This window comes from Micromonospora sp. WMMC415 (assembly GCF_009707425.1).
Taxonomy (GTDB): domain Bacteria; phylum Actinomycetota; class Actinomycetes; order Mycobacteriales; family Micromonosporaceae; genus Micromonospora.
The window spans coordinates 1,323,218-1,338,355 of record NZ_CP046104.1 but is presented as its reverse complement, the minus strand read 5'-3'; the positions used below and the strand labels follow the sequence as shown (position 1 = coordinate 1,338,355).

Sequence of the window (15,138 nt, the reverse complement as noted above, 5' to 3'; positions counted from 1 at the left end):
CGCGAGGACCCCCCGACCCGGCCGCCCACGCCAGCCCGCCAGGTGCCGCCCCGACAACCGCCGGCCGGGCGTCCGCACCCGCCGCTGCCACCGATCTGGCTGTGCCGGGCCGGCGCGGCGCCGTGGCCGTGCGCGACGGCCCGGCTCACGCTGGCCGGAGGACGGCTAGGGATGGGTCATCCGGAGCAGGTCGAGCGCCTCCTCCAACTGCGTCTCGGTGAGCTTGCCGGAGTCGACGTGCCCCCGGGCGATCACCACCTCCTTGATGGAGATCTGCTTGGCCAGCGCCTCCTTGGCGATCGAGGCGGCCTCGTCGTACCCGAGGTGGCGGTTGAGCGGGGTCACGATCGACGGCGAGCCTTCCGCGTACGCCAGGCAGACCTCGGCGTCCGCGACCAGGCCGACCACGCAGCGGTCGGCGAACAGGCGGCTCGACGCGGCCAACAGCTTGATCGACTCCAGGATGTTGCGGGCCATGACCGGGAGCATGACGTTCAGCTCGAAGTCGCCCTGGGAGCCGGCGAAGGCGACGGTGGCGTCGTTGCCGATCACCTGGGCGCAGACCTGGCGGACGGCCTCGCAGACAACCGGGTTGACCTTGCCGGGCATGATCGACGACCCGGGCTGGAGGTCCGGGATGCGCAGCTCGCGCAGTCCGGCGCGGGGACCGGAGCCCATCCAGCGGATGTCGTTGGCCATCTTGTACAGGCCGACCGCGACCGTGCGGAGCTGCCCCGAGGTCTCCACGAGGGCGTCCCGCGCGCCCTGCGCCTCGAAGTGGTTGCGCGCCTCCGACAGCGGCAGGCCGGTCGAGGCGCGCAGCTTCTCGATCACCCGGGCGGCGAAGCCGAGCGGGGTGTTGATGCCGGTGCCCACGGCGGTGCCGCCCAGCGGCAGCTCGGCGAGGCGGGGCAACGCCGACTCCAGCCGCTCGATGCCGTAGCGGACCTGCGCGGCGTACCCGCCGAACTCCTGGCCGAGAGTGACCGGCGTGGCGTCCATCAGGTGGGTACGGCCCGCCTTCACCACGGTCTCGAACTCGACCGCCTTGCCCTCCAGCGCCTCGGCCAGATGCCGGAGCGAGGGGAGCAGATCCTCCACCACGAACTGGGTGGCGGCCAGGTGGATCGACGTCGGGAAGACGTCGTTGCTGGACTGCGAGGCGTTGACGTCGTCGTTGGGGTGCACGTCCCGGCCCAGCTCCCGGCTGGCCAGGGTGGCGATCACCTCGTTGGCGTTCATGTTGGAGGACGTGCCGGAGCCGGTCTGGAAGACGTCCACCGGAAACTGGTCGTCGTACCCACCGGCGGCCACGTGCGCGGCGGCGGCCACGATCGCGGCGGCCACGTTCGCGTCGATCACCCCCAGCTCGCCGTTGACCTCAGCCGCGGCCCCCTTCACCTGCGCCAGGGCCTTGATCTGAGCTGGCTCGATCCCCCGGCCGGAGATCGGGAAATTCTGCACCGCACGCTGGGTCTGCGCCCGCCACAGCGCCTCGGCGGGCACCTCCACCTCGCCCATCGAGTCGCGTTCGATCCGGTAACCCGTCGCCTCTGGAGTCGTCACGCGTACCATCCTGCCGCGCACCGCCACGGCGTGCAGTTGTTCGCGCCGAGCGACTCAGCCCAGCTCGCCGAGCAGCCGCTCCACCTCGTGCCGCTCCGGCACGTCGATCTGCTGGAACAGGGCGAGCGCCCGCGTCCAGTGCACGCGGGCGGCGACCGGGTCGTCCGTCCGGAGGCAGCGGGCGATCCCGTCCAGCGCCCGCGCCTGCTCGTAGCGATTGCCGATCCTGGCCGCGTCAGTCAGCACCCGGCGGAACAGATCCAGCGCGCTGGTGACGTCCCCCTGCTCCAGGATCGCCCGCGCGAGCAGGTTGCGCGACGCGCACTGCGCGATCCGGTCGCCTGAGTCGATCATCGCGGTCAGCGCCTCCCGGTGCAGTGCCGCTGCCGCCTCCGGCCGGCCCGCCCCGCGCTCCATCGCACCCAGTTCGTTGAGCGCCTCGCCCTCCCCGTACCGGTTGCCGAACCGGCGCTTCAGGACCAGCGCCGTCCGCAGCAACCGTCGGGCCGGCTCGACGTCCCCCATCCGGTGGCGGATCACCCCGATGTGCCCGATCGCCCGCGACACGTGCCTCAGGTCGTGTATCTGACGCGAGTTCAGCAGGTGCTGCCGGCTGGCCCGCAACGCCTCGTCGTAGCGTCCCCAGTTGAGCAGGGCGTCAGCCAGGTTGTTGAGCAGGTTGGCGGATTCGGCGGACGCACCGAACTGCCGGGTCAGGCCGAGCGCCTCGTCGAAGCACTCCTTGCTCTGCCGGTAGTCACCGTTCGCGGCGTGCAGACTGCCCAGGTTCCACAGGCTGACTCGCACCTGATGCACCAAACCGAGTCGGCGCCGCAGGTCAAGCGCCATCTCGATGAGCCGAATGGCCTCCGGAATGCGCGCTAGCCGGTAGTAGGCCGACGACAGGTAGTTGAGCATGACGGACACGGCGTCGTCGTCGCCCAGCCGCTGAGCGGCGCGCAGGCCGGCGCTGTGCGTCTCGACCAGGTCGTCCAGGTGGCCCCGCTCGAAGTTCGCGCCCCACGTCGCGCGGGCCAGTTGCCAGCAGTGCCGGCGGAACCCGTCCTCCTCGGCCAGCCGGACCAGGGCGGTCAGCACCGCCCGGTTCTCGTCGTACCAACCCGCCCACTGCGCCGCGGCAGCCACCAGGTCCGGTCGCGGCGGTGGCGGCAGGGCGAACAACCCTCGGCCGCTGCTCGTCTCGATCTGCGCGCTGACGGTGTCGGCGACGTACAGGTGATGGTCGAGCAGACGTTCCAGGGCGGCCCGCCGTTCCGGTTCGGCGAGGAGCCGCCGGGCGTACTCGCGGACCAGGTCGTGCAGGCGGAACCGGCCGGGCTCGGGTTCGTCGACCAGGTGCGCGTCGACGAGTTCGTCGAGCAGGGCCTGCGCGTCGGGCAGCGGCAGGTCGGTCAGGGCGGCGGCGACCGAATTGTCGAACCGGATCCCCGGGTGCAGGCCGAGCAACCGGAAAAGGCGCTGCGCTGCCGGGGGCACCTGGGCGTACGACAGGGCGAACGCGTCCCCGACCGAGCGCTGCCCGGCGACGAGCTCGGCGAGCGGATCGCGGGCGCCGGCCAGCCGGTCGACGAGGTCGGCGATCCGCCACCCCGGTCGGTGGGCCAGCCGGGCGCCGGCGAGCCGGATGGCCAGGGGCAGGTACCCGCAGCGACGTGCCACCTCGGCGGCGGCCTCCGGTTCGGCCGCGACCCGGTCCGCACCCGCCACCCGGCCCAGCAGCTCGACGGCCTCGTCCAGGTCGAGCACCGGCAGCGAGGAGGGACGCCCCTCGTCCAGCCCCACCAGTCGGCGCCGGCTGGTGACCAGCGTCAGGCAGCCGGGTCCGGTGGGAAGCAGGGGCGCGACCTGGTCGGCGCTCGCGGCGTTGTCCAGCAGCACCAGCGCCCGGCGCCCGGACAGCTCGGTGCGCCACAGCGTGAGCCGGTCGTCCAGGTGCACCGGGATGCGCTCGGGCGGCACGCCCAGCTGCCGCAGCAGGGTGGCCAGCGCAGCGGTGGGCGACAGTGGCGTGCGCTCGCTGTGGCCGTGCAGGTCGATGAAGAGCTGCGCGTCGGGGTAGCGGCCGGCGATCCGGTTCGCCAGGTGCACAGCGAGGGTGGTCTTGCCGCTGCCCGCCATCCCGTCGATCACCGGGATCCGGGTGCCGTCCTGCTCGATCTCCTTCAGCAGGCGGGCGATGGTGTCCTGGCGGCCGGTGAAGTCGTCGATCGCCCGGGGCAGGGCCCGAACCGAGGTGACCGTCGTCCGCTGGGTGGTGGTCATGGCGAGGTCGCCCGCGAGCACCCGCTGGTGCAGCTCCTGCAACGCCGCGCCGGGATCGATGCCCAGCTCCTCGGCGTACAACCGGCGGCCCTCCCGGTAGACGGCGAGCGCGTCGGCCTGCCGTCCGACCGCGGAGAGAGCGAGCATCAGGTGACCGCGCAACCGCTCCCGCAGGGGGTGCCGTTCCACTGTCTCGGCGAGTTCGTCGAGCAGGTCGGCCGCGTGGCCGAGCCGCAGCTCGACATCCACGCACTCCTCCAGCGCGGTCAGCCGCTGCTCGTCCAGGGCCTGGGCCCGGCGGCGCACGCTCCGGCTGGTGATTCCGTTCAGCGCCGGGCCACGCCAGAGGGCGAGCCCGGCGCGGAAGCGGCGGCGGGCGTCCGCGAGCTGGCCGGCGGCGACGGCCGACCGGGCGGCGTCGACCTCCCGGGCGAACACCTCCGCGTCGAGGTCACCGTCCGCCGTGCGTACGCCGTAGCCCACCGGGTCGGTGACGATGGCCTCCGGTGGCAGCCCGAGCGCGACGAGGCGCTGCCGCAGGCGGGACACGCAGGTCTGCAACTGGGCTCGCGCGGTGGCCGGTGGCCGGTCCTCCCAGACCGCGTCGACCAGGTCGTCCACCGGCACGATCCGGCCGGCCCGCAGCAGCAGCATGGCGAGGACGGTCCGGTCCCGACCCGCGGTGACGGTGGCATCGCCACCACCGACCCGCAAGGGTCCCAGGATCCCGAACCGCATCTACCGCCCCCGCCGTCGAATCCAGGCAACTTCCAGCAGCGTAGCCCGGTGGTGACAGCTCGCCACACGCCGGTGATAGCGATGTGAGAGCGGATCGACAGGGCGGAGGTCGAGACTCGATCCGGGTTGCCGGATGCGGCATCCGACGGGGGCGGTGCGCCCGCCCGGTCCCCAGACGGACGGGCGCACCGGCGTCGGAGACGCCGACGGCCGTACTCCGCGAGGGGAACGGCCGACGCGTACGCGGAACCTCAGCGGCGGCCGACGGTGAGGACCGGCTTGGTGACCTCGGCAAAGAAGTCGTTGCCCTTGTCGTCCACGACGATGAACGCCGGGAAGTCCTCCACCTCGATCTTCCAGACCGCCTCCATGCCCAGCTCGGGGTACTCCAGGACCTCGACGTGCTTGATGCAGTCCTGCGCGAGCCGGGCGGCCGGGCCGCCGATCGAGCCGAGGTAGAAGCCGCCGTGCTGGTGACAGGAGCGGGTGACCTGGGCGGAGCGGTTGCCCTTGGCCAGCATCACCATCGAGCCGCCGGCCGCCTGGAACTTCTCCACGTACGCGTCCATCCGGCCGGCGGTCGTCGGGCCGAACGAGCCGGAGGCGTACCCCTCGGGGGTCTTGGCCGGGCCGGCGTAGTAGACGGCGTGGTCGCGCAGGTACGACGGCATCTGCTCACCGGCGTCCAGCCGCTCGGCGATCTTCGCGTGGGCGATGTCCCGGGCGACGACCAGGGGGCCGCTCAGCGACAGGCGGGTCTTCACCGGGTACTTGGAGAGCTCGGCGCGGATCTCGTCCATCGGCCGGTTGAGGTCGACCCGGACGACCTCGGAGGTGTCCAGCTGCGCGTCGGTGACGTCGGGCAGGTAGCGGGCCGGGTCGGTTTCGAGTCGTTCCAGCCACACGCCCGACGGGGTGATCTTCGCGACCGCCTGCCGGTCCGCCGAGCAGGAGACGGCGATCGCCACCGGGCAGGACGCCCCGTGGCGGGGCAGCCGGACCACCCGTACGTCGTGGCAGAAGTACCGCCCGCCGAACTGCGCGCCGATGCCGAAGTTGCGGGTCAGCTCCAGCACCTCCGCCTCCAGTTCCAGGTCACGGAAGCCGTGCCCGGTGAGCGAGCCGGAGGTGGGCAGCGCGTCCAGGTACTTCGCGGAGGCGTACTTGGCGGTCTTCAACGCGTACTCGGCGCTGGTGCCGCCGATGACGATGGCCAGGTGGTACGGCGGGCACGCCGCCGTGCCGATCAGCCGCAGCTTCTCCTCCAGGAACTGCATCATCCGCGTCGGGTTCAGCAGGGCCTTGGTCTCCTGGTAGAGGTACGACTTGTTGGCCGAGCCGCCGCCCTTGGCCATGAAGAGGAACTTGTACGCGTCCGGGTGCCCGTCCGGGTCCTCGGCGTAGATCTCCACCTGGGCCGGCAGGTTGCTGCCGGTGTTGCGCTCCTCCCACATGGTCAGCGGGGCGAGCTGCGAGTACCGCAGGTTCAGTCGGGTGTACGCCTGCCACACTCCGCGGGAGATGGCCTCGGCGTCGGCGCCGTCGGTGAGGACGTGCCGGCCGCGCTTGCCCATGACGATCGCGGTGCCGGTGTCCTGGCACATCGGGAGCACGCCGCCGGCCGCGATGTTGGCGTTGCGCAGCAGGTCCAACGCGACGAACCGGTCGTTCGGGGAGGCCATCGGGTCGTCGATGATCGACCGGAGCTGCGCCAGGTGCGCGGGGCGCAGGAAGTGCGCGATGTCGTGCATCGCCTCGGCGGTCAGCGCGGTCAGCGCGGCCGGCTCCACGGTGAGGAACCGGCGGCCTCCGGGCCCGTCGACGATGTCGACGCCCTCGTCGGTGACCAGGCGGTACTCCGTCTGGTCGGGACCGGTCGGCAGCAGGGGGGCGTACGAGAAGGCGGCGGCACTGCTCATGAGCGGAAAGCCTAGGGCAGGAGGGTCGATCAGTCCCACCCGCCGGGTGGGTCCTGGGACGCCGCTCTCATCGGCGCCGGTCGGACCGGGCGGAGGCGCCGGAGCGGCCGCCGCCGTGGGACCACGGTCAGCTGCCCGGGTCGGGGCACAGCTCCCGCTTCGGCCCGCAGCTGTCCTCGGGCGCCGGCACGTCACCGGTCCCGGCGGGGCCCGGCCGCGGCCCGTCACCGCCGGCCGGCGGCGGGGCGACCGCGGCACCGCCGAAGCGGACGTACCCGATCTCCCGGCCCTCACCGATGATCATGCCGGTGGGGCCGACGGCGAGCGCGTTCGCGGCCGTCCGCAGGGTCGCCAGCTCCGCACCGGTACGCGGGTCGAGCGCCACCAGCCGGGACGGCTTGTCCTCGGCGAGCACCGCCGCGTACGGGGTGAGCGCGGCCCCCGCCTTCGCGCCGGTGGGACGGCTCCACCGGATCCGGCCGGTGCCGAGTTCCCGGGCGGAGACGGAGCGCTTGTCGGCGGCGCGGACCAGGGCGTACCGGTCGTCGACGGCGACGATCTTCTCACCGGGGGCGGTGACGAGCAGCAGTCGGCCGTCGTACCCGTCGAGGACCGCCTCCCGGCCGTCCGGCGCCACCCCGAGGAGGACGTTGCGCGCGCCCTGCGGGTCCTCCCGCTGGGCGCACCCGGCGGCGTCGGCGGTCCGCAGGTTGACGCCGGCACGCTGCCACGCCTCCTGGCCGGTGGTCGGGTCCCGGCCGGAGATGGTGAAGAAGCAGGTGCCGTCCTGGGACCGGGCGGTGATCCGCAGCAGCCGGCCGCCGACCACCGACAGCCGTTCCTCGCGGCCCGGCTCGACGTCGGTGAGGACCCGCCCGGTGGCGGTGTCCAGCACGTGCACCCGGTTGTCGACCGGGAGACCGAGCAGCGGGGGCACCGGTTCCGGCCCGGCCGCCTCCTCGTCGATCCGGACGGCGTCGAGCCGGCGGGTGTCGAGCAGCGCCGGGTTGTCGCCGAGCAGGCCGCTGCGGACGCCGGGCACGAACGCCGTCCACAGCGGAGCCGTGCCGCGCGGGTCCCAGGCGCTGAGTGTGCAGTCGGTCGGTTCGACGCAGCGGGCGTCGAGCAGCAGGTTGCGCCACGTCCAGACGGCCACGGCGTCGTCGTCCCGCCGCCGGGTGACGCCGGTGGTGGGGTCGAGTACCTCGTACCCCTTGACCAGGAGCTTGCCCACGACGACGACGGCGTCCCGGTCGCCGCCGGCCACCGCCGCCCAGTCGGCCTTGCGCTCCCAGAGCTGGGTGCCGTCGCTGAGCCGGCGTGCCTCTACCCGGGTGCGCTGCTCGACCACGACGGTGTCCCCGGCGAAGGTGACGCTGCGCGGCGTGCCGCCGATCCGGTGCTGCCAGACCACGTCGGGCTCGGAGATCGGCTCGCTGCGGTCGACCCAGTCCCAGATGCCGGGGAACGGGTTCCACACTCCGGTCGACGCGAGGACGACGACGGTGATCAGCCCGAGCAGCAGCCAGCCACGTACGCCGAGGCCGCTCCCCTTCGCCACCACCCCAACGTAGCCACCCACCCCCCACAAACGCCCCCCGGCACGCCGTTGGATGGAAGGAAGGGCCCCTTATTAACGCCTGATGCAGAGGAAGGGCCCCTTTTTAACACCTCAGGCTCACGGCCGCGGCGGCGTCAGCACCCGCCACAGCGCCAGCGTCGCCACCAGCGACGCCACCCCGGCCAGCGCCATCACCGTGCCCGGCGCCAGCACCTCGCTGAGCGCACCGCCAGCCGCCGCCGCGAGCCCCTGCACCGCCATCAAACCGGTGCTGACCAGTCCGAACGCCTGCCCGCGCCGCTCCTGTGGCACCGCGTGCAGGAACCGGCGGGCCAGGCCGAGCTGGTACGCGAAGCCCGCGGTGGCCACCGCGAAGAGCGCCGCCGCCGGCCACATCGCCGGTCGGGCCACGAACGCCAGCATGGGTACGCCGAGCAGGAGCGCGAGCCACGGCGTCCACGCCTCCCGGCGGGCCGGCGCGACGAACCGCCCCACCAGCAGGTCCCCGACGAGCATCCCGAACGCGGCTGCCATCAGCAGCAGGCCCGCACTGGCGTCGACGCCGAGGCCGGCGGCGTACGGCACGGCGACGCCCTCCGCCCCGACCAGCACCGAGCCGGGCAGCCACTGCGCCAGCAGCAGGCCCCGGACGCGCCGGTCGGCGAGCAACGCCCGGTTGACCCGCCAGGTCTCCCGGACCGCGTTCCCGCCGTCCGGTCGCGCCCGAGGTGGGCGTCGTGCCAGCCCGACGCGGACGAGCAGGGCGGACAGCCCGCAGGTGGCGGCGGTCAGCCAGAGCGCGCCGTACGGGCCGACCAGGCCGAGCAGCAGCCCGCCGAGGGCGAACCCGGCCACCTGCGTGCCGCCGGCCGCCACGGTGAGCAGGGACCGCCCGAGGACGTACGCGTCGCCGTGCAGCACCTCCGGCAGCAGCGCGGTCCGCGCGGCGCTGCTGACCGGGCCGAACAGGCCGACGACCGCGACCAGCCCGAGCATGGCCCCCGGGGAGAGCACGCCGAGGGCGAGCACCACCACCACGGCGAGCCGGAGCAGGTCGTACCCGACGATCAGCGCGCGCGGCGGCCAGCGGTCGGCCAGCGCGAGCAGGAACACCCCGCCGAACGCGTGCGGCAGGAACCCGGTCACGTACGCCAGCGCGGCGAGCAGCCCCGAGCCGGTGCGCTCGTAGACCAGCACGGACAGGGCGAGCATCTTCACCGTCTCGCCGATCAGGAACACGCCGAAGCTGCCGAAGAGCACCCGGAACTCGGCGACGGCGAAAACGTCCCGGTAGGTGGCGGGACGGGTTTCGGTCAGGGTCACCCGGTCAGCGTGCCGGCTCGCCGAAACCCCCTCTATCCTTTCGCTGCTGGGCGAAACAAGGAGGTGACGGTGCGGATCGAGGTCACTCCCGCCGACGTCGCGGCCAGTCGGTTCGCGATCTCGCCCCTCGGTGAGGCGATGTTCGCGCTCCGGCTCTGCGCCGGGCAGAACACCGCCCCCGGCCTGGCTCCCTGGGTGGCCCGGGTGCGGCCGGCGTACGAGCGACTGCGGCGGCAACAGCCGGCGGTGGGGGCGCTGCTGGCGCTGCTGCGCCGGGGCGGGTACAACGCGGACTTCATCCACCCGCCGCCGGACGGCACCGGCCGGGACTTCGCCGACGAACTGGCGGTGGTCCGCGCGACGCCACTGGCGCAGGCCCGCGAGGAACTGGCCTGCAATCTCGCCGGGCACCGCACCCCACCGGCGTACGCCCGCCGGATCTACGACTCTCCGGACGTGGTGGACCGCCTCGCGGTCGGCATCGAGGCGGCCTGGACGACCCTGGTGGAGCCGGACTGGCCGCGCCTGCGGGCCGTCCTGGAACGGGACCTGCTGCACCGGGCCGGGCGCCTCCTGGCGTACGGCTGGGGGTCGGCGGTCGCGGGCCTGGACCCCCGGCTGCGGTGGGTGCCCGGCGGGGCGGTCGGGTACATCGAGGTGGCCGACCGCGATCCGGAGACGTACACGCTGGCCGGGCAGGGGCTGCTCCTCGTCCCCACCGTGTTCGGCATGATGATCAACTACGTCCAGCAGCCCTGGCCGTTCGCCATCGTCTACCGGGCCTCCGGGGTCGCCGAGCTCCTCGGGCCACCCGACCCGACCCGCCCCGACGAGGCGCTGGACCGGTTGGTCGGCCGGGCCCGGGCGACGATCCTGCGGGCGTTGGCTGTACCCGCGACCACGAGCCAGCTCGTCGCTCAGCTCAACCTGAGCCTCGGCGGGGCGGGCGACCACCTGTCGGTGCTCCGCGAGTCCGGCCTGGTGACGCGTACCCGAACCGGCCGCGCCGTCCTCTACCGACGCACCCCGCTGGGCGACGCCCTGGCCGCTACGCCCTGAGGCGTTAACAAGGGACCCTTCTACTACCGGAGGCGTTAACAGGGGGCCCTTCCTTGCACCGCGGAGCGGACCAGGGGGAGGACGCGGTACGGGATCTGTTCGGCCAGGGCGATGATCGTTGATGCCCGCCTTATGCCCTCGTACGAGACGATCTGGTCGATCACCCGCTGGAGGTCGGCGTTGGACCGGGCCACGATGCGGCAGAGCAGGTCACCGGTGCCGGTGATGGTGTGCGCCTCCAGCACCTCCGGGATCGCCGCCAGGTGGGCGGTGACCGGGTCGTGGCCGTGCCGCTGGCTGATCTCCAGAGTGACGAAGCTGGTCACCCCGAACCCGATGGCGGCCGGCGACACGTCCGGCCCGAAACCGCCGATCACCCCCCGCTCGACCAGCTTGTCGAGGCGGGCCTGCACGGTGCCCCGGGCCACGCCGAGGCGGCGGGAACACTCCAGCACGCCGATCCGGGGTTCCTCGGCGAGCAGTTCGATCAACCGCGAGTCGAGCCCGTCGAGCTGGACATCCTGACCAGTGTTCACGGGTCAGGACTCTACTCCTTGTGCAACCTGACCAGCCAGAACCGGGACAGTTGCCCAGTGAGCCCGCGCACGGCGATATTCGCGGGAAGAGCACAGCGTCGGCCCGCGCGGCCGGCCGGTACGCGAGGGAGGCAACCATGACCCAGGCGATCGACCGACCCCAGTCGACCGAGGAGGTCGACGTCGACCGTTTGGTCGGCGCCGTCGACCACGACATCAGCCACGACCCGTTCCCGGTCAAGGGGCTCGACCACGTCCACTTCCTGGTGGGCAACGCCAAGCAGGCCGCCCACTACTACTCCACCGCGTTCGGCATGACCTGCGTGGCGTACCGGGGGCCGGAGCAGGGCTACCGCGACCGCGCCCAGTACGTGCTGACCAGCGGCTCGGCCCGGTTCGTGCTGACCGGCGCGGTCCACCCGGACGCCGAGGGCGCCGACCACGTGGCGAAGCACAGCGACGGCGTCTCCGACATCGCCCTGGAGGTGCCGGACGTCGACGCCGCGTACGCGCACGCCACCGCGCAGGGCGCGACCGGCCTGGTCGAGCCGCACGACGTCAGCGACGAGCACGGCACCGTCCGGATGGCGGCGATCGCCGCGTACGGCGACACCCGGCACACCCTGGTCGACCGGTCCCGCTACAGCGGCCCGTTCCTGCCCGGCTTCGTGGCGCGCGGCCCGATCGTGGACCGGCAGCCGATGATCGACGCCGGCATCCAGCCGAAGCGGTTCTTCCAGGCGGTCGACCACGTCGTCGGCAACGTCGAGCTGGGCCGGATGGACGAGTGGGTCGAGTTCTACAAGCGCGTCATGGGCTTCACCAACATGGCGGAGTTCGTCGGTGACGACATCGCCACCGACTACTCGGCGCTGATGAGCAAGGTCGTCGCCAACGGCACCCGCAAGGTGAAGTTCCCGCTGAACGAGCCGGCGGTCGCCCGTAAGAAGTCGCAGATCGACGAGTACCTGGAGTTCTACCAGGGCCCCGGTGCCCAGCACATCGCCGTGGCCACCAACGACATCCTGGCCAGCGTCGACGCGATGCGCGCGGCGGGCGTCGAGTTCCTGGAGACGCCGGACTCGTACTACGACGACCCGGAGCTGCGCGCCCGCATCGGTGAGGTGCGGGTGCCGATCGAGGAGCTGAAGGCCCGCAAGATCCTGGTCGACCGCGACGAGGACGGCTACCTGCTCCAGATCTTCACCAAGCCGGTGCAGGACCGCCCGACGGTGTTCTTCGAGCTGATCGAGCGGCACGGCTCCCTGGGCTTCGGCAAGGGCAACTTCAAGGCGCTCTTCGAGGCCATCGAGCGGGAGCAGGAGAAGCGCGGCAACCTGTAACACTGTCCGCGTGACGCAGCCTCCGTCGTACCCGATGCCGCCGGCCGGTGGGCCCCCGCCCGCCGCCGGCGGCTCGCTGCCGCCCGCCGGTCCCCCGGGGTACGCGGTGCCACCCCAGTGGGCGCCCGTCGCGCCACCCGGCTGGCCCGCGCCCCCGGGGTACGCCGGACCGCCCGGGCCGGTGCCGCCGCCTCCGGCGCTCGCCCCGAACGGGCTCCCGCTCGCGAGCTTCCCCGATCGACTGGTGGCGTGGCTGGTCGACGCAGCGCTGGCGACGGTCGTCGCGCTGGTGTTCTTCCTCCCGGTCTACCTGGTCCTCTGGTTGCGGATGTTCCGGGAGATGACGCGGACCAACCCGGACGGGACACCGGTCGAGCCGGACCCGCGCGTGCTCTTCCAGGATTTCCTGCTGCCGCTGCTGCTGGCCTACGTCGGGCTGTTCGTCCTGGTGATCGCCCTGTACTGGCTGTACCACGTGGAGTACCTGCTGCGGCGTGACGGCCAGACGTTCGGCAAGAAGATCATGAAGCTACGAGTCGTCCCGCTGGATCCGGCCCGGCCGCTGACCCGGCGCACGGTCGGCCGGCGCTGGCTGGTGCAGTACCTCGCCGGCACCCTGGTCCCCGGTCTCAGCTACGTCGACGGGTTCTGGCAGCTGTGGGACAAGCCCTGGCAGCAATGCCTCCACGACAAGTTCGCGGAAACCGTCGTCGTTAAGGTTGCCGAGTGAGTGAGCGCAACGAGGCGGCCCGGTGAGCGTCGCACCCGGCTGGTACGTGGACCCCGCCGACCCGGACACCCGGCGGTACTGGGACGGCGAGGGCTGGGTCGGCGCGCCCATCCCGGTCGACGCCACCCCGCCGGAGGGTCCCCCGCCGGCCGAACCCGCCGGCACGCCGCCGGCGCCCGCCCCCGGACCGGTCTCCCCGGCCCCCGGCCACCCGCCCGCCGGGCACGTCGGCCCGGCCGGGCCCGTGGCCGGTCCGCCGCCGCACCCCGGCGGCTGGCCGCCGCACGCCGCCCCACCGGGGTACGCCGTGCCGCCCGGCTGGCCGCCCGGTGCCTGGCCGGGGCGGCCGCCGGAGCCCCGCCCGCACGGACTTCCGCTGGCCGGGTACGGGGCGCGACTGGTCGCCCGGCTGATCGACTTCGCCGTCGTGTTCGCGCTCAACGCCGCCGTCAACGGCTGGTTCGTCTGGCGCCTGGCGCAGGAGTTCCGGCCCACCTTCGCCGAGTGGTGGCGGCGCGTGGAGCGCGGGGAGATGACGTCCGAGCCGCTGCCCCAGCCCGGCGCGCAGGCGGAGTCGCTGCTGGTGGTCATCCTGCTGATCGCCACGGCGCTGTGGCTCGCGTACGAGGTGCCGCCGATGGCCGCCGGCGGGCAGACGCCGGGCAAGCGGCTGGTGGGCATCAAGGCCGTGCCGCTCGCCGCCGACCAGCCGCTCGGGGTGGGCCGGGCGCTACGTCGGTGGAACACGCTGGGGCTGCCCACGCTGCTGTGGTACTGCTGCGGCCTGGGCCTGCTGCTCCAGCTCCTCGACGCGGTCTCTCCGCTCTTCGACCACCCGATGCGGCAGGCCCTGCACGACAAGCGGGCGCAGACCGTGGTGGTCCAGCTTCCCCGTACCTCCGCCCCGAAGAACGACCGCACCACACCCCCGGGAGACACCCCATGACCGACACTGGACGTCCCCAGCCGGCGCCGCGGCTGACCCGCGCCGACCTGGACGCGCTGCCCAACTACGTACCGGGCCGCAGCCCGGCCGACCTGGCCCGGGAGCTGGGCCTGCCGGAGGCGATCAAGCTGGCCAGCAACGAGGTGCCGTACGGCCCGCTGCCCGGTGTCGTGCAGGCGGTCGCGGAGGCCGCCGCCGGGGTGCACCGCTACCCGGACATGGGCGTGGTGGCGCTGCGCCAGGCCCTGGCCGAGCGGTACGGGGTGGACCCGGACCGGATCGCCACGGGCTGCGGGTCGGTGGCGCTCGCCGAGCACCTGGTGCGGGCCACCTGCCTGCCCGGTGACGAACTGCTCTACGCGTGGCGCTCGTTCGAGGCGTACCCGATCATCGCGGCGACCAGCGGCGCGACCAGCGTACGCGTCCTCAACGACGCCGGGCACGGGCACGACCTGCCGGCGATGGCCGCGGCGGTGACCGACCGGACCCGGATGATCCTCGTCTGCAACCCGAACAACCCCACCGGTACGGCGGTGCGCAGGGCCGAGCTGGACCGGTTCCTCGACGCGGTGCCGGACGACGTGCTGGTGGTCATCGACGAGGCGTACCGGGAGTTCGTCACCGACCCGGAGGTGCCGGACGGCCTCAGCTACGCCGACCGGCCGAACGTGGCGGTGCTGCGGACGCTCTCCAAGGCGTGGGGGCTGGCCGGTCTGCGGATCGGGTTCCTGGTCGCCCAGCCCGACGTGGCGGCGGCGGTCCGCAAGGTCGTCACGCCCTTCTCGACCAGCATGGCCGCCCAGGCGGGCGCGCTCGCGGCGCTGGCCCAGGCCGACGAGGTGGAGCGCCGCTGCGCCCTGGTGGTGGCCGAGCGGGGCAGGGTCACCGAAGCGCTGCGCAAGCTCGTCCCGGACGTGCCGGACAGCCAGGCCAACTTCGTCTGGCTGCCGCTCGGCGACCGGGCCGTGGAGTTCGGCAAGGCGTGCGAGTCGCGCGGCGTGATCGTCCGGCCGTTCCCCGGCGACGGGGTGCGGGTCACCATCGGCACGCCGGCCGAGAACGACGCCTTCCTGGCTGCGGCGGAGTCGGCGCTCGGCTGACGCCCCGAGGTACAGGTACCGGGCCGGTCCGCCA

General features: G+C 73.2%; 11 protein-coding genes. 5 read left to right on the top strand and 6 right to left on the bottom strand.

Going from position 1 to position 15,138, the window contains the following annotated elements:
• Positions 1 to 165: 165 nt before the first annotated feature.
• From GKC29_RS06555 to GKC29_RS06535, 5 genes are all read right to left on the bottom strand, one after another.
• The gene (locus GKC29_RS06555; RefSeq protein WP_196255893.1) at positions 166 to 1,575 is read right to left on the bottom strand and encodes a class II fumarate hydratase; all 1,410 of its coding nucleotides are present in this window, start codon (positions 1,573 to 1,575) and stop codon (positions 166 to 168) included.
• 45 nt (positions 1,576 to 1,620) lie between these two features.
• On the bottom strand, positions 1,621 to 4,587 hold the full coding sequence (locus GKC29_RS06550) for a BTAD domain-containing putative transcriptional regulator (RefSeq protein WP_155329963.1): 2,967 nt from the start codon (positions 4,585 to 4,587) through the stop codon (positions 1,621 to 1,623).
• 251 nt (positions 4,588 to 4,838) lie between these two features.
• Positions 4,839 to 6,506 carry a fumarate hydratase gene (locus GKC29_RS06545; protein WP_155329962.1) on the bottom strand — a complete coding sequence of 556 codons (1,668 nt, stop codon included), beginning with the start codon at positions 6,504 to 6,506 and terminating at the stop codon, positions 4,839 to 4,841.
• A 127-nt stretch (positions 6,507 to 6,633) separates the two neighbouring features.
• Positions 6,634 to 8,067, bottom strand: a complete 1,434-nt coding sequence (locus GKC29_RS06540) for a PQQ-binding-like beta-propeller repeat protein (protein WP_155329961.1) — start codon at positions 8,065 to 8,067, stop codon at positions 6,634 to 6,636.
• Positions 8,068 to 8,184: 117 nt separating this feature from the next.
• Positions 8,185 to 9,390, bottom strand: a complete 1,206-nt coding sequence (locus GKC29_RS06535) for an MFS transporter (protein WP_155329960.1) — start codon at positions 9,388 to 9,390, stop codon at positions 8,185 to 8,187.
• 69 nt (positions 9,391 to 9,459) lie between these two features.
• Between GKC29_RS06535 and GKC29_RS06530 the strand changes: the two genes are divergently transcribed.
• Positions 9,460 to 10,449, top strand: a complete 990-nt coding sequence (locus GKC29_RS06530) for a helix-turn-helix domain-containing protein (RefSeq protein ID WP_155329959.1) — start codon at positions 9,460 to 9,462, stop codon at positions 10,447 to 10,449.
• A 35-nt stretch (positions 10,450 to 10,484) separates the two neighbouring features.
• On the opposite strand, the gene GKC29_RS06525 is transcribed toward GKC29_RS06530, so the two are convergent.
• Positions 10,485 to 10,985, bottom strand: coding sequence for an Lrp/AsnC family transcriptional regulator (locus GKC29_RS06525; RefSeq protein ID WP_155329958.1), 501 nt, complete (start codon positions 10,983 to 10,985; stop codon positions 10,485 to 10,487).
• A gap of 137 nt (positions 10,986 to 11,122) precedes the next feature.
• Here GKC29_RS06525 and hppD point away from each other — a divergent pair, with 137 nt between their 5' ends.
• From hppD to hisC, 4 genes are read left to right on the top strand one after another with little or no spacing between them, the layout of a single operon-like run.
• Positions 11,123 to 12,328, top strand: a complete 1,206-nt coding sequence (gene hppD, locus GKC29_RS06520) for a 4-hydroxyphenylpyruvate dioxygenase (protein WP_155329957.1) — start codon at positions 11,123 to 11,125, stop codon at positions 12,326 to 12,328.
• A 10-nt stretch (positions 12,329 to 12,338) separates the two neighbouring features.
• Positions 12,339 to 13,058 carry an RDD family protein gene (locus GKC29_RS06515; RefSeq protein ID WP_230688941.1) on the top strand — a complete coding sequence of 240 codons (720 nt, stop codon included), beginning with the start codon at positions 12,339 to 12,341 and terminating at the stop codon, positions 13,056 to 13,058.
• A gap of 22 nt (positions 13,059 to 13,080) precedes the next feature.
• A complete protein-coding gene (locus GKC29_RS06510) occupies positions 13,081 to 14,004 on the top strand; it encodes an RDD family protein (protein ID WP_155329956.1) in 924 nt (307 codons plus the stop codon).
• Positions 14,001 to 15,104, top strand: a complete 1,104-nt coding sequence (hisC, locus tag GKC29_RS06505) for a histidinol-phosphate transaminase (RefSeq protein WP_155329955.1) — start codon at positions 14,001 to 14,003, stop codon at positions 15,102 to 15,104. The genes GKC29_RS06510 and hisC overlap by 4 nt, the downstream gene beginning before the upstream one ends.
• The last annotated feature ends 34 nt before the right edge of the window (positions 15,105 to 15,138 follow it).

What these genes read in the sequence shown, in the direction of transcription:
- GKC29_RS06555 (WP_196255893.1), bottom strand. Translation starts at nt 1,575, where the DNA reads ATGGTACGCGTGACGACTCCAGAGGCGACGGGTTACCGGATCGAACGC.
- hisC (WP_155329955.1), top strand. Translation starts at nt 14,001, where the DNA reads ATGACCGACACTGGACGTCCCCAGCCGGCGCCGCGGCTGACCCGCGCC.
- GKC29_RS06545 (WP_155329962.1), bottom strand. Translation starts at nt 6,506, where the DNA reads ATGAGCAGTGCCGCCGCCTTCTCGTACGCCCCCCTGCTGCCGACCGGT.
- GKC29_RS06550 (WP_155329963.1), bottom strand. Translation starts at nt 4,587, where the DNA reads ATGCGGTTCGGGATCCTGGGACCCTTGCGGGTCGGTGGTGGCGATGCC.
- hppD (WP_155329957.1), top strand. Translation starts at nt 11,123, where the DNA reads ATGACCCAGGCGATCGACCGACCCCAGTCGACCGAGGAGGTCGACGTC.